At 51.0% G+C, this 18,210-nt stretch carries 15 protein-coding genes; 11 read left to right on the top strand and 4 right to left on the bottom strand.

Going from position 1 to position 18,210, the window contains the following annotated elements:
* The first annotated feature begins 22 nt into the window (after positions 1–22).
* The 4 genes from dapF to EZV72_RS01040 are packed head-to-tail and all read left to right on the top strand — an operon-like array spanning position 23 to position 3,193.
* Positions 23–853 carry a diaminopimelate epimerase gene (dapF, locus tag EZV72_RS01055; RefSeq protein WP_137165503.1) on the top strand — a complete coding sequence of 277 codons (831 nt, stop codon included), beginning with the start codon at positions 23–25 and terminating at the stop codon, positions 851–853.
* Positions 850–1,545 (top strand): DUF484 family protein, encoded by a 696-nt coding sequence (locus tag EZV72_RS01050; protein ID WP_137165502.1) that lies wholly within the window; start codon positions 850–852, stop codon positions 1,543–1,545. Before dapF ends, EZV72_RS01050 begins: the two co-directional genes overlap by 4 nt.
* Entirely contained in the window at positions 1,545–2,456 is a 912-nt protein-coding gene (xerC, locus tag EZV72_RS01045) for a tyrosine recombinase XerC (RefSeq protein ID WP_137165501.1), read from the top strand. The genes EZV72_RS01050 and xerC overlap by 1 nt, the downstream gene beginning before the upstream one ends.
* Before the next feature lie 17 nt (positions 2,457–2,473).
* A complete protein-coding gene (locus tag EZV72_RS01040) occupies positions 2,474–3,193 on the top strand; it encodes an HAD-IA family hydrolase (protein ID WP_137165500.1) in 720 nt (239 codons plus the stop codon).
* A 9-nt stretch (positions 3,194–3,202) separates the two neighbouring features.
* On the opposite strand, the gene cysE is transcribed toward EZV72_RS01040, so the two are convergent.
* The gene (gene cysE / locus EZV72_RS01035) at positions 3,203–4,021 is read right to left on the bottom strand and encodes a serine O-acetyltransferase (RefSeq protein WP_137165499.1); all 819 of its coding nucleotides are present in this window, start codon (positions 4,019–4,021) and stop codon (positions 3,203–3,205) included.
* Positions 4,022–4,384: 363 nt separating this feature from the next.
* Here cysE and EZV72_RS01030 point away from each other — a divergent pair, with 363 nt between their 5' ends.
* The 3 genes from EZV72_RS01030 to EZV72_RS01020 all read left to right on the top strand — a co-directional run bounded on the left by EZV72_RS01030 (position 4,385) and on the right by EZV72_RS01020 (position 8,235).
* On the top strand, positions 4,385–4,576 hold the full coding sequence (locus EZV72_RS01030; RefSeq protein WP_137165498.1) for a CsbD family protein: 192 nt from the start codon (positions 4,385–4,387) through the stop codon (positions 4,574–4,576).
* A 159-nt stretch (positions 4,577–4,735) separates the two neighbouring features.
* Positions 4,736–6,907: a DNA helicase II gene (uvrD, locus tag EZV72_RS01025; protein ID WP_137165497.1), complete on the top strand. Its 2,172-nt coding sequence runs from the start codon at positions 4,736–4,738 to the stop codon at positions 6,905–6,907.
* Positions 6,908–6,960: 53 nt separating this feature from the next.
* A complete protein-coding gene (locus EZV72_RS01020; RefSeq protein WP_137165496.1) occupies positions 6,961–8,235 on the top strand; it encodes a diguanylate cyclase in 1,275 nt (424 codons plus the stop codon).
* Positions 8,236–8,238: 3 nt separating this feature from the next.
* Here EZV72_RS01020 and rarD read toward each other — a convergent pair whose 3' ends face one another.
* The gene (rarD, locus tag EZV72_RS01015) at positions 8,239–9,165 is read right to left on the bottom strand and encodes an EamA family transporter RarD (RefSeq protein ID WP_137165495.1); all 927 of its coding nucleotides are present in this window, start codon (positions 9,163–9,165) and stop codon (positions 8,239–8,241) included.
* A 99-nt stretch (positions 9,166–9,264) separates the two neighbouring features.
* Entirely contained in the window at positions 9,265–10,602 is a 1,338-nt protein-coding gene (locus EZV72_RS01010; protein ID WP_137165494.1) for a magnesium transporter, read from the bottom strand.
* Between the two features lie 182 nt (positions 10,603–10,784).
* On the opposite strand from EZV72_RS01010, the gene recQ reads away from it, so the two are divergent.
* Positions 10,785–12,635 carry a DNA helicase RecQ gene (gene recQ / locus EZV72_RS01005; RefSeq protein ID WP_137165493.1) on the top strand — a complete coding sequence of 617 codons (1,851 nt, stop codon included), beginning with the start codon at positions 10,785–10,787 and terminating at the stop codon, positions 12,633–12,635.
* Here recQ and EZV72_RS01000 read toward each other — a convergent pair.
* Positions 12,632–13,294, bottom strand: a complete 663-nt coding sequence (locus EZV72_RS01000) for a glutathione S-transferase family protein (protein WP_137165492.1) — start codon at positions 13,292–13,294, stop codon at positions 12,632–12,634. The two genes, recQ and EZV72_RS01000, sit on opposite strands and share 4 nt — an antisense overlap.
* A gap of 183 nt (positions 13,295–13,477) precedes the next feature.
* On the opposite strand from EZV72_RS01000, the gene EZV72_RS00995 reads away from it, so the two are divergent.
* From EZV72_RS00995 to EZV72_RS00985, 3 genes are all read left to right on the top strand, one after another.
* Positions 13,478–14,911 carry a protein adenylyltransferase SelO gene (locus EZV72_RS00995; protein ID WP_137165491.1) on the top strand — a complete coding sequence of 478 codons (1,434 nt, stop codon included), beginning with the start codon at positions 13,478–13,480 and terminating at the stop codon, positions 14,909–14,911.
* Positions 14,899–15,201: a hypothetical protein gene (locus tag EZV72_RS00990; protein WP_137165490.1), complete on the top strand. Its 303-nt coding sequence runs from the start codon at positions 14,899–14,901 to the stop codon at positions 15,199–15,201. Before EZV72_RS00995 ends, EZV72_RS00990 begins: the two co-directional genes overlap by 13 nt.
* A 70-nt stretch (positions 15,202–15,271) precedes the next feature.
* Complete coding sequence (locus EZV72_RS00985; RefSeq protein ID WP_137165489.1) at positions 15,272–18,136, top strand: putative bifunctional diguanylate cyclase/phosphodiesterase; 2,865 nt, start codon at positions 15,272–15,274, stop codon at positions 18,134–18,136.
* The last annotated feature ends 74 nt before the right edge of the window (positions 18,137–18,210 follow it).

Below are 18,210 nucleotides of genomic sequence, written 5' to 3'. Positions count from 1 at the left end.
TTATCAGGCATTAAAGCAGTTCATGCAAATCAATTTTTCCAAAATGCACGGGTTGGGTAACGACTTCATGGTGGTGGATAACGTGACCCAGAACGTTTACTTTTCCCAGGAGAAAATCCAGCAGTTAGCGGACCGGCACTTTGGAATCGGGTTTGATCAGTTGCTCATGGTTGAGCCGCCCTATGACCCGGACCAGGATTTTCACTACCGCATTTTTAATGCGGACGGGTCAGAAGTGTCACAGTGCGGCAATGGCGCCCGGTGTTTTGCCCGGTTTGTAAAACTGAAAGGCCTGATTAATAAAAATAAAATTCTGGTCAGTACCAAAGCCGGTAAAATGGTGTTATACCTTGAAAAAGATGGTCAGGTTACCGTGAACATGGGTAAACCTGAGTTCGATCCGGCTCTGGTACCGATTAAGGCCAACAAGCAGGAAAAAACCTATCTGATCCGCGAGGATAATCACACCCTGTTTTGCGGTGCCGTGTCGATGGGTAATCCCCACTGCGTACTGGAAGTGGACGATGTCGATACTGCGCCGGTCCATACGGTCGGCCCGCTGTTGGAACGTCACGAACGGTTTCCTGAAGGGGTCAATGTTGGCTTTATGCAGATCCTGTCTGAATCGCATATCAAACTGCGTGTGTTTGAGCGCGGCGTGGGAGAAACCATGGCTTGCGGCAGTGGCGCCTGTGGCGCGGTCGCGGTAGGTCAGATCCAGGAAAAACTGGGCAAGGATGTACAGGTAGATTTACCCGGTGGAAGTTTACGTATTCGCTGGCAAGGCCCCGGTTCTGTATTAAAGATGACCGGCCCGGCGGAACATATTTATGATGGACAATTACACCTATGAGCGATGCGCCAGGCCGCCAAAATCCAGCCGTAGAGCTGGAACCGCATTATCAGCAAAATGATGTTGATGCCTCTGAGGTATATACATTTTTGCTGGATAACCCTGAGTTTTTTGTGGATAACCCCGAATTACTTGAGCGGCTGGTTATCCCTCATGAGCGTAAAGGCAGTGTGTCGCTGGTTGAATTACAGAGCGAACAACTGCGTAAAAAACTGCGGCAGCAAAACTACAAACTGAATCAGCTGATTGGCGTTGCCAAGCAAAACGAAAAGATCTATCGGGTTTACACCGATTTAAACGTTGAGCTGTTGCGCTGCAAAAGCGTGGCTGACATTCAGCTGAAGCTTGAAGAAGTGCTGCAGGAAGAATTACAACTGGCCTCTGTTACCCTCAAATTATTCAAAGGCCCCATGGCATTACCGGAGTTACAGCGCCGGTTATTTGTCGAAAAACGGTTTAAAACCGCGTCCTTTTTCTTTGGCCGCCTGAGCCTGCACGAACGCCAGCTGCTATTTGGTAATGCGGTGGCAGAATCTGCTGCGCTGATTTTACTGGGTGATAACCAGGAACTGGGGATTCTGGCAGTGGGCAGTCAGGATGCCAGTCATTTCACACCGGACATGGACACCCTTTTGCTACGTCAGTTGCAACAGGTGCTCAATATAACCATCCCCGACCTGCTGGGTTACTAATGTCGTCGGACACTCCTGCCACGCTGTCTTTGGTCTGTGCACAGTGGCTGGATAAGTTTTTACAGCATTTGCGGGTCGAGCGTGGTCTGTCTGCACACACCATCAGTAACTATCGCCGCCAGCTTCAATACGTGGGTATTTATCTGCAACTGGATGACTGGTCAGGCATGACCCCGGCGGATGTGAAGCGGGTGCTCAGCGCATCCAAGCGCGATGGCCAGCATGCCCGCAGTATTGCCCTGCGCCTGTCTGCGCTGCGTACTTTCTGCCGTTACCTGCTCAACCAGGGGCAAATCTTCAGTAATCCGGTTGAAGGCGTACAGGCTCCTCGTCAGGGCCGGCCTTTGCCTAAACAGCTGGATGTAGATGCCATGGGCCGGCTGCTTGACGGCGACAGCGACGATACCCTGTACTGCCGCGATAAGGCCATGTTTGAACTGTTGTATGGCTGTGGCCTGCGTCTTAGCGAACTCAGTGGTCTTAGCTTAGGTGATAACCTGGACGATGGCACGCTCAAAGTGACCGGTAAAGGCAGTAAGGAACGGCGGGTACCGGTGGGCAAAATGGCCCGACAGGCGCTGGCTCAGTGGTTATCGGTGCGCACCATGCTGGCTGCTGCTGACGAGTCAGCCATGTTTGTCAGTCAGCGTGGCAACCGCATCTCCAACCGCCAGATACAAAACCGGCTGGATCGGATGGCCTTTGACAAAACGCTGGGGCAAAAGATCAGCCCGCATAAACTGCGCCATTCGTTTGCCACACACGTACTGGAATCCAGCGGCGATTTGCGGGCGGTCCAGGAGCTTCTTGGCCATGCCAACCTGTCTACCACTCAGGTTTATACTCATCTGGATTTCCAGCATCTTGCCAAGGTATACGACTCGGCTCATCCACGAGCCCGAAAGAAATAACCCAACAAGGACAACCCATGCGTTTTTACCGCCCTTTGGGGCCTGTCAGGGCCATGACCTTTGATCTGGACGATACACTGTACAATAATGAACCGGTGATTCGCGCTGCAGAACAGGCGTTACAGCAGCACATTGCCCGCACTCATTCTCACGCTGCCCGCTTGTCTCCGGCCGACTGGCAGTCTATCAAACGCCGGCATTTGCAGCGTAATCCCCGGCTAATGTCGGATATGGGTCAGCTGCGAAGAGACGTGCTAAATGATGCGCTGACAAGTGATATTGCTGATGAAGCAACCCGGAGTGAGGCTGTGCAGGTCTGCTTTGATTGTTTTTATGATGCCCGCAGTGCGTTTTCTCTGGACCCGCTGGTGCATGATACGCTGGCCGCACTGGCCGCCAGAATTCCACTGGTGGGGATCACCAACGGCAATGTTGATGCACAGAAGATTGGCATCAACGGTTATTTTCAGGAGATTTTCCACGCCAGCCTGGTCCGCCCGATGAAGCCGCACCGGCATATGTTTGATGAGGCCGTCGCCCTGCTTGGTATAGAAGCAGCCCATATTCTGCACGTGGGAGATAATCTGGAAAAAGACGTGTATGGTGCGATTGCCGCAGGTAAACAGGCCGCCTGGTTTGCCTGTAACCGCACCATGGATTTACGCAGTGAGACTGTACAAGCCTTGCCGCACGTACAGCTAGACTGCCTGAGCGAGTTAACCCGGCTAATCAGCTAGTGCTGCATGTCAGCTGGTCGTATCCAGCTGGCCATTGTCTTCCAGTACATTTTGCTGCATTGAGTCGCACGGACGCTGGCAGGCAGGGCGACCCACCACTTTGGCCGGTACACCGACCACCGTGGTGTGCGGCGGTACATCGCTTAATACCACGCTGCCTGCGCCGACTTTAGAGCCTTCGCCAATCTCGATATTACCCAGAATTTTAGCGCCGGCTCCCACCAGCACGCCCTGACGGACTTTAGGATGACGATCACCGGACTCATTGCCGGTGCCACCGAGCGTCACGCTTTGCAAAAGCGACACATAATCTTCAATCACAGCAGTTTCACCCACCACAATACCGGTGGCATGGTCAAACATCACACCTTTACCAATCACCGCGGCCGGATGAATATCCACGCCAAAGGTCTGTGAATTACGGCTTTGCAGAAACAGGGATAACTGGTGACGTCCCTGCTGCCACAGATAGTGGGCCATGCGGTGAACCTGCACAGCCTGAAAACCTTTAAAATATAACAGTGGTGTGAGGTAGTCATTGACTGCCGCATCCCGGTCAAAGACAGCCCGAATATCTTCAATCGCGCTATCCACTATCTCTGGCTGCAGCAGATAGGCCTGGTCGAACACTTCCCGGATGGCCAGCGCCGGCATTACATCGTCGGCCACCTTGTTGGATAAAATAAAGCTCAGTGATGACTCAAAATTATGGTGAGTCAGGATACAGGCATGAATATAACTGGCTAACAGCGGCTCATTGGTCGCTATTTGCTGGGCTTCCTGCTTAAGTGAACGCCAGAAATCGGAAGTACCTGAAAATGCTCGCATGATGCGGCTCCTGAAAAATGATTTTGAGGTCGATAAATGCATTGCGTACTTTGGCGATCCTGCATAAAAAATCAAGTACTGGCCGACCAGAAAAGGAAAATTAACGATGATATCGCTTGTTACCACTGAGACCGGCGGTTTGATCATCCCCTTTCATTAATTTCATACTCTCCACCTTGCTACAACCATCGCGGTAGGAAAATTATTCATTTACCCGCGCCGGTGTTATGTAAATTACGCTGACAAAGTTATATAAGATAAACATTAATATATTGATAATTATGATATTTAAATCAGGCACGTCCTATGCAACTGTCATAATGAGTAGAAGTTCAACTCAGCAATCATGTAAAGGAGAACATCATGAACAGCGATCAAATTAAAGGTAACTGGAAAGAGATGAAAGGCAAGGTGCAGCAGCAATGGGGCGAGCTGACCAACGATGACCTTGATAAAATTGAAGGCTCCCGTGAAGAACTGGTAGGTAAAGTCCAGCAGCGTTACGGTAAAAGCCGTGAAGAAGCCGAAAAAGAAGTAGACAACTACTTCAACTAGTTTTTATAGCGTACACCGGTTTACGGTGTACGCTTTTCCCCTCAAGGCATATTCCCAATGCCTATTTAATCTTTTCTGGCCTGTATAAACGCACAGTTCACTGGCATAATTGCGTCACCATTTTCCATTTGCCAGCAACTACAGGTAGCCAAACTCACTATGGATGTATCTCTTCTGCTCGACAGCCTTAATGACAAACAACGCGAAGCGGTAGCAGCACCGCTGTCCAATGCGCTGGTACTGGCCGGTGCCGGAAGCGGAAAAACCCGGGTGCTGGTGCATCGTATCGCCTGGCTGATGGAAGTTGAGAACATTACTCCGTTTTCCATATTGGCTGTAACCTTTACCAACAAGGCAGCCCGGGAGATGCGCGGACGTATTGAGTCGCTGATGGGACGTGGCCTGCATAATATGTGGATTGGCACCTTCCACGGTCTGGCTCACCGCTTACTGCGCATGCACCACAGTGAAGCCGGCTTACCGGAAAACTTCCAGATTCTGGACTCAGACGATCAGTATCGTCTGGTGCGCCGTATTTTGCGAGCAATGAATCTGGATGAAAAACACTGGGCACCACGCCAGATTCAGTGGTACATCAATGGCAATAAAGACGAAGGCCTTCGCCCCCAGCATATTGAAACACATGGGGATGCCACCGCACAGAAAATGAAAGATATTTACACAGCCTATCAGAATGCCTGCGATCGCTCCGGGCTGGTTGATTTTGCTGAGTTACTGCTGCGTGCCCATGAATTATGGGCGAAAAATCCAGATGTGCTGGCGCATTATCAGCGCCGCTTTAAAGCCGTTCTGGTGGATGAGTTTCAGGATACCAATAATATTCAGTATGCCTGGTTGCGTATGCTGTGTAGCGGCAACACCAACAATATAATGATTGTGGGCGACGATGATCAGTCTATTTATGGCTGGCGCGGGGCCAATGTAGATAACATCCATAACTTTTTAAAAGACTTCGATACGCCGGCGACTATTCGCCTTGAGCAAAACTATCGCTCCAGTGCCAATATTCTCAAAGCAGCCAATGCGGTTATTGGCAACAATTCCGGCCGGCTGGGCAAAGAGCTGTGGACCGAAGACAAAGACGGTGAACTGATTTCTGTTTATGCCGGATTCAATGAGCTGGATGAAGCCCGCTTTATTGTCTCGCGCATCAAGCACTGGCTGGAACAGGGCAATTCGTTAAAAGACACCGCTATTTTATATCGCAACAATGCGCAATCGCGGGTGCTGGAAGAAGCACTGCTGCATGAGGGCATTGCGTATCGTATTTATGGTGGTCTGCGCTTTTTCGAACGTCAGGAAATTAAAGATGCGCTGGGCTACCTGCGCATGATCAACCATCCCCACGATGATGCCGCCTTTGAACGGGTGGTTAATACGCCCAGTCGGGGCATTGGTCAGAAAACCATTACCCAGGTACGCGAAGCAGCCCGGACGCACAACTGCTCTTTGTGGCAGGCCAGCAATCTGCTGCTGACGGAAAAAAGCTTAAGTGGCCGGGCCGCCAATGCTTTGCAAAGCTTTACCACGCTTATCAGTGAGCTTGAACAGAAGATTCTGGATCAGCCTCTTGAAGAGCAGGCAGATAAAGCCATCAATCAGTCCGGACTGTATGCCATGTACAAAGCTGAGCGGGGTGAAAAAGCCCAGGCGCGACTGGAAAACCTGGAAGAACTGGTCACCGCCTGCAAGCAGTTCATTGTGCCGGAAGAAGCCGATGAGATGACCCCGCTTAGCGCCTTTTTGGCCCACGCCTCATTAGAAGCCGGCGAAACCCAGGCAGATACCGAGCAGGACGCGGTACAGATGATGACCATTCACAGTGCCAAAGGACTGGAATTCTCACTGGTGTTTCTGGCCGGGGTGGAAGAAGGCATGTTTCCGTCACAAATGACCAACGACGAGCCCGGTCGGATGGAGGAAGAACGCCGGCTATGTTACGTGGGCATGACCCGGGCGATGCAAAAACTCTACATCACCTATGCTGAAAGTCGCCGTGTTTACGGGCAGGATAAATTCCACACTGCCTCACGCTTTATTCGTGAAATACCCACCGAGTTTGTGGAAGAGGTCCGTCTGAAAAGTCAGGTATCGCGACCGGTCCATAACCGGTTCAGCCGCGCCGCCTCGCATGAAGCATTTACCGACAGTGGTTTTCAGCTTGGACAGCGGGTTGAACACCCTAAATTCGGTGGCGGTATTGTCCTTAATTATGAAGGGTCAGGGGATCATGCCCGGGTACAGGTGAATTTTGACGAATTTGGCTCAAAATGGCTGGTTCTGGCCTATGCTAAACTAAAGGCTAATTGAGAATAAACCGACTTGGCTCACAATTAAGTTTCTTATTAATTCGGGTGATTATCGTGCAGAAAAAAGTTCTGGTGATTGAAGATAGCCGCACCGCAATGAATATTGCGGTGAAGCTGGTAGAAAAGGCCGGGCTTGTACCGGTGCCGGCGCAATCACTGACAGAAGCACAGCATGTCTTCACCCATTCGGTACCAGAAGAGTTTTTATGTGCCATTGTTGACTACAACCTGCCCGACGCCACCCATGGTCAGGCCATTGATTTTTGTCTTGAGTCAGTGCTGCCCACTATTGTCATTACGGGCAGAATGGACAATAAAACCCGTTCTGATGTACTGCGCCGGGAAGTAGTAGACTACATACCCAAAGAAAATGCGCAGACCTACGATTATCTTAGCCGGTTACTGGTTCGATTAGAACGCAACAAAAACATCGGGGTGATTGTGGCTGAACAGGACCGCAGCACCACCCGCGCCATGGTCCCGTTGCTCAAACGGCATAACTTCACTACTTACGAAGTGAACAGCGCTGAAGAAACCTATCGATTGCTACGCGAGAACCCCAATATTAAGCTGGTCATTACCGGCCATGAAATGGAAGACCAGCACTCTACCCGGTTGATTGCGAATCTGCGGGTTGAGTATCCCAAGGAGCGGCTCGCAATCATCAGCGTGTGCGACAAAAACAACGAGCTGAACTCTGCCCGGTTTATCAAATCCGGGGCGAACGACTTTTTGTTAAAGCCTTACTGCCACGAAGAGTTTTTGTGCCGGATCACGCAGAACATTGAGCTGATTGAGAACGTGGAAGCGCTGACCAGCCTGGCCAATACTGACTTTTTAACCGGCCTGTTTAATCGCCGTTATTTCTTTGACCGGCTGTCATCGCTGGTCAGCGCTTCACCGGCCAGCCATGCGATTGCTATGCTTGATCTGGATCATTTCAAGCAAATTAATGATACCTATGGTCACGATGCCGGTGATGATGTGCTCATCACTACCGCCCGGCTGCTCAGACAATGTTTGCCTGAGGCAATCATCGCCCGGTTTGGTGGCGAGGAGTTCTGCGTATTCATGCATCAGACCGCGCCCAAACTGGCTTTTAAAAAAGTGGAAACCTTTCGTCGCACACTGGAACAGCAATTTATTCAGTCGGGCGAATCGTCGATAAAGGTCACCAGCAGTATCGGTCTTATCACTGATCTCAAAGCCGACTTGAGCGAATGTGTCAGCGCCGCTGATGAACTGTTATATGCGGCCAAAACCAATGGCCGTAACCGGGTGATTTGCGATATTCCTGAGGTCACCGCCAGACTTGCGACCACCACCTAATAATCAGCGGGCCGGTGCATCCGGCAAGCGTACTTTTCTGCCCTTTCGGTAAGCCGATAACGAATCCACACTAAATACCACCAGCGCCATCCACACAAAACCAAACGTAATCAGACGAGCGGATTGTAGTGGCTCGCTGTATAAAAATACCGCCAGCACAAACATTAGTGAAGGCCCGATATACTGAAAAAAGCCCAGTGTGGAATACTTTAATCGCCTGGCCGCCGAGGTAAAACATAACAGGGGTGCGGTGGTGATAATACCAGCGGCAATCAGCAGCAGGTTCAGGTCGATCGGGTTTGATAACATCTGCGAATACTCAGAGCCCCAGCCTACCCAGTACCCCACCGCAACCGGTAGCAATATCAGAGTTTCTATAAACAAGCCGGGCAGCGCATCAACAGCCACCCGCTTGCGCAATAAGCCGTATACCCCAAAGGTCAGAGCCAACACCAGGGCTATCCAGGGAAGCTCTCCGTAGGAAAACACCAGGACCGCCACACCTATCCCGGCCAGTACCACTGCTAACTGCTGTAACGGGCGCAGCTTCTCGCCTAAAAACAAGCGCCCCAGAAAAACATTGAACAGCGGGTTAATATAATAACCCAGGCTGGCATCCAGCAGATGATCATTGTTGATGGCCCAGATAAATAACAGCCAGTTCGCGCCTAGCAGCACACCGGCCAGCAACAGGGTTTGCATCACCTTTCGTGACCGCAGGGCAGCTTTGACTTTAGGCCATTGTCTGAAACCGGCAATCAGCGCTGTCAGCACCGCCACTGACCAGACAATCCGGTGCATCAGCACTTCTGCTGCAGGTATAATATCTAACTGCTTAAAATACAACGGCGCAATGCCCCACATGGTGTAAGCAGCAATAGCGCACAGTATGCCAATCTGGGTTTGCCGGGCAGCGTTATTATCTTGCATAGGTGTTACAGGTTCCAACTGATGTGACAGGTAAAAAGGTGAGGATAGTAGCGTAAGACCGGCAGGAGGCAAGCACACAACCTGCCTCGCGCACCCCGCTTACAGTAAAAACAGTGTGCCCAGCCCCAAAAATGCGACAAAGCCTACAATGTCGGTCACCGTGGTCAGGATAACCGAGCCGGATAATGCCGGATCTATTTTCAGCTTATCCAGAATCATGGGTAAAAAGACGCCGGCCAGTGCCGCAGCCACAATGTTGAACAGGATCGCCAGACAAATTACCACACCCAGCAAGATATCGGTAAACCAGAAATAGGCAATCAGACCGATGATAATCGCCCAAATCACCCCGTTTAAGGCGCCGACTTTTAATTCTTTTGCCATCAGTGCTTTAAAGTTGGCGTTGTTCACCTGCCCCAATGCCAGCCCCCGCACAATCAGGGTTAACGTCTGGCTTCCGGCAATACCGCCCATGCTGGCCACAATTGGCATCAGCACGGCCAGTGCCACCACCTGCTGTAGCGTTGCTTCAAACAGACCAATAAACCAGGATGCCATAAATGCGGTCAGCAGATTGATACCCAGCCATACCGCGCGGTTCTTAGCGCTTTTCGCGACCGGCGAGAACAAATCCTCGTCTTCATCCATACCAGCGGTGGCCATCACCTGCCGTTCATAAAATTCATTAATCAGTTCACTGGCTGAAGTAATGTCGAGCCGGCCCAGCAGCTTGTTATTCTCATCCACCACCGGCAGCGATGCATAGCCAGAGCGCTGTACCTGCAATGATGCATTGGTCGACTCGTCATTACCTTTCAAAACAGGCATGGACTCTTCTATCAGCTCCACCAGCGGCACGTGTTCAGGTGAGCCGAAGATACGGGTCAGCCGCACTGCTGCCGAAAAATGCCCGGACCGGTTCACCAGAAAAATAGTGTCACAGTGGGAAGGCACATTGCGCCGAATCAGCCGCAGCCCGTCGCGCACCTTGGCATTAAGTGGTAACACCAGAAAGCCATGATTAAGCCAGTGCCCGACCTCATCATCATCAAACTGGGTAGCGTCACGAAAGAAGCCCTGTTGCTGAGCATCCAGCTCAGCATATGCCAGGTCCACCAGCCGGTTTGGCAGTGAGTCCATCAGCTCCAGCAGGTCTTCAGCCTCAATGCCGGAAAACAGCGCTACCCATTCATCATGCTCAGTGGCATCAATCAGGATTTCCCGCGGATCACTACGCATTTCCACCAGCACATCGAGTTTGCGCTCGCGTGGCACTTCCTGCCATACCCGCAGACGGTGCTCAACCGGCAAAGATTCTAAAATCGTCGCGACTGCCACATCGTCCTGCGATGCCAGATTGGTTTCAAGCATGGCAGGATCTTCAGCAGACTCCTGCGATACGATTTCCTGAATTAAGTCGGGTAAGGGTTCGGCCATGAATGCACTCCTTAGAACAAGTCCGTTAGCCTTTATACGGACGGCCACCGCAGACAGGATGACTGCCAGCGTGTAGATCGCTTTGATAAGAGCATAGAATAACAGTAGCTTAAGTATGAATTGAAAAGAATTTTAGATTTAACCGTGAAGCTTGAGCAGAAAATGCGTAAAATCGCTGCCCGATGACAACCGCTGCCACTATTGAAACAGAATCAACACCTGATATTGCCGAAACCGCTCAGTCTGTACTGGAGCGGGTATTTGGCTACGCCAGTTTCCGGGCGGGTCAGCAGACCGTAATAGATGAAATTATTGCAGGACGTGACACCCTGGTGTTACTGCCTACCGGCGGCGGCAAGTCGCTGTGCTATCAGATTCCGGCGCTGCTGCGCTCCGGCACCGGTATTGTGGTGTCGCCCCTTATATCGCTGATGCAGGATCAGGTAGAACAGCTCCACGCACTGGGCATTAAGTCAGCCTATCTTAACTCCTCCCTGGATCAGGACACCCAGCAGCAGGTTCAGCAAAACCTGCTCAATGGTGAATATGAACTGCTGTATGTGTCACCGGAACGGTTACTACAGCCCTACTTTCAGAATTTACTCCGCCAGTTTGATGTGGCCTTGTTTGCCATTGATGAAGCGCATTGTGTAAGCCACTGGGGACACGATTTTCGTTCTGACTACCGGGCTTTGGGCCAGATAAAACAGCGCTATCCTGACGTGCCGGTGGTCGGCCTGACGGCCACCGCTGATGCGGCCACCCAGACCGATATCCTGGTTCAGCTGGATCTCCAAGAACCCTATGTGTTTAAGGGCAGCTTTGACCGGCCCAATATTCGCTACCGGGTGATGCAAAAATACAAAGCCTTTGACCAGGTGGTGGAGTACGTAAAACAGCAGGATGGCAATAGCGGTATTATTTACTGTAACAGCCGGGCCAAGGTGGACGACCTGTATGCCAAGCTGCACCGCACCGGCATTCGCTGCGCGGCGTATCATGCCGGCAAGGATAATGACGAGCGGGAGTATGTGCAGCGCCGCTTTTTAAATGACCAGATTGATATTGTGGTAGCGACCGTGGCCTTTGGCATGGGCATCAATAAATCCAATGTCCGGTTTGTTGTACATCATGATGTGCCGCGCAGCATTGAGAGCTATTATCAGGAAACCGGCCGGGCCGGACGCGATGGCCTGGAAGCCGAAGCGTTATTGCTATTTGATGAAAAAGACGCAGCGCGAGTCAAACAATGGATAGAACAGGGCGATAAACCTGAGCGCAATCAGGTAGAGCTACAAAAATTTGTAGCCATGGAGTCTTTTGCTGAAGCGCAAACCTGTCGTCGACAGGTACTGCTAAATTATTTTTCCCAGTTCAGTGATGAGCCCTGTGGTAACTGCGATATTTGTCTGGACCCGCCCCGGCACATCGATGGCCTGGTCATCAGTCAGAAAATTTTATCCTGTATTTTGCGTCTGGAGCAGCAGGCCGGCAGTCAGTATGTCATTGATATACTGCGCGGCAAACAGCACCGGCGTATTGTTGAGGCCGGCCATCAGCATTTAAGTACCTGGGGCATCGGTAAAAACGAGTCTGATATTTACTGGTCTAATATGATTAACCAGCTGATTCATAAAGGGCTTATCCGGGTTGATTTGACCGCGGGCGCAGTACTGCGCCTGACCGAAGCCGCCCGGGCGGTATTAAAAGCGGAAGTCGATGTTCGTCTGGCGGTTCCCCGGCTGTCATTTAAAACCGACAAAAAGCAGAAAAACACCCCTGCCATATACGATAAGGCGTTGTTTAAACGGCTGAAACACCTACGTAAATCACTGGCTGAGCAGCACAGTGTGCCGCCTTACGTGATTTTTTCCGACGCCACACTGGTGGATATGGCTGCCAAAACCCCTACCACCAAAAACGATATGCTGGATATCAGCGGTGTGGGCAGAACCAAGATGGAACGCTATGGCGAAGCGTTCCTGCAATTAATTCTGGGATATCTGGACAGCGAAATTAATAACGATTTCTAGGCGTAAGCGTATTTCCCGCCCTTCTCCAGCGCCCGCTGATACGCCGGACGGCTCTGTACCCGTTTTACATAAGCACTGATAGCCGCAAATTTACTGCTATCGTGACGGGACAACAATGCTTCAAGCGGAAAAATCATTTGCACGTCTGCCGCGCTCGGCTCACTTCCGGCAAACCAGTCATGGGATGACAGATAGGACTCGATATAACGGGCATTCTGTTCCAGGTTCGGGCCATAGTAGGCATCCATAATGCCATCGATCACCTTATTGGCGATGGGCTTTATCAGCGTCGGTACTTTTTGTTTTGCCGTGTTCAATACCAGGGTGGCAACCAGAGGTGGCATCATGGAGCCTTCAGCAAAATGCAGCCAGAACAGATATTCCTGATAAACAGCGGGCTCCGCAGGCTTAACAAAACTGCCTGTGCCATGCTTTTCAATCAGGTATTCCACAATCGCGCCCGACTCGGCCAGTGTCAGACCCTCGTCAGTCAGTACCGGAGAACGGCCCAGCGGATGTATTGCCTTGAGCTCTTTGGGTGCCAAATTGGTTTTGGCATCACGCTGATACTTTTCCAGGTGATACTCCACGCCCAGCTCTTCGAGCAACCACAGTATGCGCTGTGAGCGGGAATTATTCAGATGATGTACGGTTAACATAGTAGGATCAGGTTCCTTGAGAATGAGTCAGGTTGCGTAATTGCCTGAAGTTATTTTAGTTTTATAAGGTTATTACCCCTACCCTGACATGTCGGATTAGTTATTCACAAGCTTTTGTCGCGTCTTTTTGCGCATTCGCGTACCATTTCAGTTATTAACGCTGTTTTTTGCCGGAGCTTGCTTATGCTCACCTCTCACTATGCCCGCGAACTGGCTCAGCTGGTTACCCCGGTTGCCCCGGATATACCTCGCGACGCGCGTCTCAGGCTGGTTAATCACGCACTGGCCGATGAACTTCAGCTGCCCGGTCACTGGTGGCAGACTGATAATATAACCGGATTATTGTGTTCGCCGGTCTCTGAGTTGAGTCGCCATGCTGTGGCGCAAAAGTATGGCGGGCATCAATTTGGGCAGTGGAACCCGATGCTGGGTGACGGCCGCGGTGTATTACTGGGTGAGGCCACCAGCGCTTCGGGTAAGTTACACGACCTGCATTTAAAAGGGGCCGGTATGACTCCTTATTCACGACAGGGAGATGGTCGCGCGGTGCTGCGTTCAACCCTGCGCGAATACATCGGCAGTGAAGCACTGCACCATCTTGGTATTCCGTCATCCCGGGCGCTGTGTTTGTTTGACTCGCCACAAACCGTGCTGCGTGAAACCGCAGAAACTGCGGCCCTGATGATTCGCACAGCCCCCAGCCACATCCGGTTTGGTCACTTTGAGTATTATTACAACACCGGCGATACCCCGGCGCTGAATGCCTTATTTGATTTTGTACTTACCTATCATTTCAGTGAACTCAAAGAGGCACCTAACCCCCATCAGGCACTGTTAAAAGCCATTACCCTGCGCACCGCCAGAATGATTGCACTATGGCAGGCCTATGGCTATGTGCATGGCGTAATGAATACCGACAATATGTCGATTCATGGAATCACCTTTGATTATGGCCCGTATGCGATGCTGGATAATTTTGTCAGTAACAGCGTGTTTAACCATTCAGATCCGCACGGACGCTACGCCTTTGACCAGCAGCCAGGTGTGGCACTGTGGAACTTAAATGCGCTGGCCCGGGCTTTTTCAGGCCATTGCACTGTCGATGAAATAAAAGCGGTGCTGCAGATGTATGAGCCTACATTTATGGCTCAGTACCAGCAAATTATGATGCAGCGGCTGGGTCTGGATACACCGGGCGAACAGACCCTGAGCGTGCTTAATTCTTTTATGCGCATGGTGGCTGACGAACAGCGGGATTACACCGCCACCTTGCGAAAACTGAGTCATGCTGATCCGACCCTGTCCCACAGCCCGTTACGGGATGAATTTATTGACCGGGAGAGCTTTGATACGTGGTGGCAGCAATACCGTGCATTACGCCAGACGCAGGGCGATATTCTGAGCAGTCAGCAGCAGATGCTGAATACTAACCCGGTGGTTATTCCAAGAACCCATTATTTACAGCAGGTTATCGATGAAGCTCGCCAAGGCGACTATACTTCTGCTAAGGCACTGATCGAGGCGGTCAGCAACCCGTTTAGCGCTAAATGGGAGAATACCCGATGGGCCATGCCCCCCACAGATGATACACAGGTGAGCTTATCGTGCAGCAGTTAACCGCACAAACATACAGAGCTTTTTTACACAAGCAGGATGATATTATTCTGGTGAATGCAGATATTCCTGCCACGCCGCTAAAAGCCCGGCAACTGGTCGATGCACTGTGTGATGGCAGCGGATTTACCCAGCTGGCTCCTGACTGGGGCGCCGATCGCTATCAGGTGATGCTGGTAAAACAAGACATTCGATGTTTATTATGTATAGAATGGTTATGCGAAGCAGTTTGGCTCGAGCCCACCGGCACCACTGACATACACCGGTTGTGGCATACACTGCAAGCAGGCTGAGCTGCGACAACCCCGTGCGTTAACGATAACAAGACAGCTTAAGGATGTGGCGCGGTATGGAGAACGCTGAGTGACAACCCTCAAGACACATCGAGCCACGTTCCTGCGGTGGCTGATCGGCTTTTTAGTGGCTTTGTCTGGCATGATGTCAGTGGCCTGCGGCCAGACCTTATCGGCTGATTCAGGCCTGTATAAACAGCGCCTGACCCCCACCCCGCTGATCACTGATTTTCGCACTGGTTATCAGCAAGTACTCTCCCTGCACGAAAGCGGCACACCGCCGCCACCGCCAGGCATCGAAGCCTCGGCCCGGGTCTGGTATGTGATTGAACTGGTCAATCCGGCCCCGCAGGATCAGCATGTTCTGCTTAATAGTCCACTGGTGAAACCCTACGCCACCACGTTTTACCTACTCAACAGTCAGCGCAGACTCATTGATGTAATTAATTATGCGCCGGGTGATTATGAACTGAGTGAATATGCGGTACCGGGCCCAACACTGCCCGTGACCGTGCCGGCCGGACAAAACATTACTGTGCTGCTCAGTGTTAAACAGGCCCGGCCTCACTACCCCCTGATTGCCTATTCGCAAGCCGCTTTTCATCAGCATCTGGTGTCGAGCCTGATGTTGTATTGCAGTCTGGCCGGCGCGCTGGCGGTATTAGCGGCATATTTTTACCTGAGCTATTTTTATCAGAAAACCGCTGCCCGCTTCTGGCTGGCCACGGCCTGTTTGCTGTGCCTGGCAACCGGCGCCTATATTTTTGAACCGGTCGGCCGGATGCTCAATTTTATAGAGTATGGCAAGGGGATACTGACCGCCACCGGCTTTTTACTGCTGTTTAGCCTGATAAAATACAACCACAATCTGTTTTCGCGTATTCCGGGCTGGCTGAAAGCGCTCAATATGTTATTTCCGCTTGCGTTACCGCTACTGGCTTACCTGCCGGTGCCCGATATTATGCCGCAGACCTGGCATTTGAGTGTACCGCTACTGGCTGTTCTGCAAATTCTGTTGATGATGGGCTATCGCGATCGCCGCAATCCGTCGCTGTATCGCGTAATTGCCGTTGGCTGGTTGCTGCTGACCCTGGCATGGCTGGAGTTTGTGGTAGTGGGAACACCGGAAATTGTTCCTTATGAAGGCTCTACTCATTCTGCGGTACTGGCTCTGATTCTGGGGATATGCGCGCTGGCACTAGGCATTTTGCTGGCCGAGCGTGGCGAGAATCGCCAGCAAATTTCCAACCACCAGCGCAAAATTGAAGATTTAAATATCTTTTATCACTTGTTCAGAAACTCCGCTGAAGGGTTATACACCTGCAACATGAGCGGCGAGCTTAAGTCTATAAACCCGGCCATGTGTACCCTGTTTGGTTACCCTGACGAAACCACCATGCTGAGTCGTATTTCTAATACGGCAGAGTTTTATGCCGACCCTACCGACCGGGATTTACTGATTGGCGAGTTACTGGAAAATAAATCGGTCATGGGCAGGGAGATTAAAGGGCGCAAAGCTGATGGCAGCGAAATCTGGTTGTCCATCTCCTGCCAACTTCACCGCGAGGAAGACGGTGACTATTTGTCCGGCTCAATTTTTGACATTACTGACCGTAAACTGTCGGATCTAAGCCTGACCTATATGGCGACGCACGATGCGCTGACCGGTGTGCTGAACCGGCGCGAATTTGAAAATGCCCTGCATAAAGCACTGGCTAATTCCCACGAAAAAGATGATGTTATTTTACTGTATCTTGACTTAGACCGATTTAAGACGGTTAACGACACCTGCGGTCACAAAGCCGGTGATAAACTAATTCAGGAGCTGGCCACCCTGCTGGAGGATACCCTGGATAACCGCGGCATTCTGGCCCGGCTGGGTGGGGATGAGTTTGCCGCCCTGATTACCCGGCAAACACCGGAAACCGCTTACCTGATATCCTTAAAACTTCTGGATGCGGTGCGCAGCTATCGTTTTTTATGGGACAACCGGATTTTCACCGTTGGCGTGAGTATTGGCTTTTTGAACGCCAGTGAGACCAACGCAGATGCCGAGCAGTCGCTGACCATGGCCGATGCGGCCTGTTATCTGGCTAAGCAGCAGGGACGCAATCAGGTGTATTGCTATCAACGCAACGATATTCGCCTGAAACAGTATGAACAGGAACTGGACTGGATCACCCTGCTCAATGATGCGTTGGAAAATGACGGCTTTGAACTGTATTTTCAGCCATACCAGCCCCTTATCGATGTGCCCGAAGGACATTACTTTGAGGTCTTTTTGCGCCTGCCTATGAAAGACGGCAGTCTGGCTTCTCCGCAGGAGTTTATCCCGTCGGCCGAGCGTTACAGCCTGACATCGCGAATCGACCGCTGGGTAATTGAGAATGTTTTTAGCTGGCTGCACAGCCACCCGGATATCTTTGAACATCTACAGTGCTGCAATATCAATTTACATGGCCACTCAGTGACCAGTACGGATGTGCGCCGGGCTATTTTAGCCGCCTTTGAGCGTTATCAGATCCCCCACGATAAAATTTCCTTCGACATCAGCGAAACTACGGCCATAGTGCAGCAGGAAGATACACTGACCTTTGTGAATACATTTGCTGAACTGGGCTGTAAATTTGCACTGGATGATTTTGGCAGTGGTTTTTCATCTTACAGCTATCTTAAGTCGCTGCCTGTTCACTGTGTGAAAATTGATGGCCGGTTTATTCAGGATATTTTGTCTGATCAGGTGGATATTGCCATTGTGCGTTCAATCAGCGAGATTGCGCATGCCCGTCAGATGTACACTGTAGCCGAATGTGTAGAAGATAAGGCAATGTTGTCGCAATTGGGTAAAATAGGAATCGATTTTGCTCAGGGCAATGCCATCGGTGAAGCAAAGCCGCTTAGCCAGTTCATCGAGCTTTGTGATAAAACCAGCTAGTGTTATAATGTAACAATTACTTGTTTTTTCTCAGACCAACCTTATTTAATAGGTAGTCTTTTATACGGTTTAGA

Source organism: Salinimonas lutimaris, assembly GCF_005222225.1.
GTDB lineage: Bacteria > Pseudomonadota > Gammaproteobacteria > Enterobacterales > Alteromonadaceae > Alteromonas > Alteromonas lutimaris.
The sequence above is the reverse complement of the archived record's forward strand: the minus strand, read 5'-3'. Positions and strand labels throughout refer to the sequence as shown.

What these genes read in the sequence shown, in the direction of transcription:
- dapF (WP_137165503.1), top strand. Translation starts at nt 23, where the DNA reads ATGCAAATCAATTTTTCCAAAATGCACGGGTTGGGTAACGACTTCATG.
- EZV72_RS01050 (WP_137165502.1), top strand. Translation starts at nt 850, where the DNA reads ATGAGCGATGCGCCAGGCCGCCAAAATCCAGCCGTAGAGCTGGAACCG.
- xerC (WP_137165501.1), top strand. Translation starts at nt 1,545, where the DNA reads ATGTCGTCGGACACTCCTGCCACGCTGTCTTTGGTCTGTGCACAGTGG.
- EZV72_RS01040 (WP_137165500.1), top strand. Translation starts at nt 2,474, where the DNA reads ATGCGTTTTTACCGCCCTTTGGGGCCTGTCAGGGCCATGACCTTTGAT.
- cysE (WP_137165499.1), bottom strand. Translation starts at nt 4,021, where the DNA reads ATGCGAGCATTTTCAGGTACTTCCGATTTCTGGCGTTCACTTAAGCAG.
- EZV72_RS01030 (WP_137165498.1), top strand. Translation starts at nt 4,385, where the DNA reads ATGAACAGCGATCAAATTAAAGGTAACTGGAAAGAGATGAAAGGCAAG.
- uvrD (WP_137165497.1), top strand. Translation starts at nt 4,736, where the DNA reads ATGGATGTATCTCTTCTGCTCGACAGCCTTAATGACAAACAACGCGAA.
- rarD (WP_137165495.1), bottom strand. Translation starts at nt 9,165, where the DNA reads ATGCAAGATAATAACGCTGCCCGGCAAACCCAGATTGGCATACTGTGC.
- EZV72_RS01010 (WP_137165494.1), bottom strand. Translation starts at nt 10,602, where the DNA reads ATGGCCGAACCCTTACCCGACTTAATTCAGGAAATCGTATCGCAGGAG.
- recQ (WP_137165493.1), top strand. Translation starts at nt 10,785, where the DNA reads ATGACAACCGCTGCCACTATTGAAACAGAATCAACACCTGATATTGCC.
- EZV72_RS01000 (WP_137165492.1), bottom strand. Translation starts at nt 13,294, where the DNA reads ATGTTAACCGTACATCATCTGAATAATTCCCGCTCACAGCGCATACTG.
- EZV72_RS00995 (WP_137165491.1), top strand. Translation starts at nt 13,478, where the DNA reads ATGCTCACCTCTCACTATGCCCGCGAACTGGCTCAGCTGGTTACCCCG.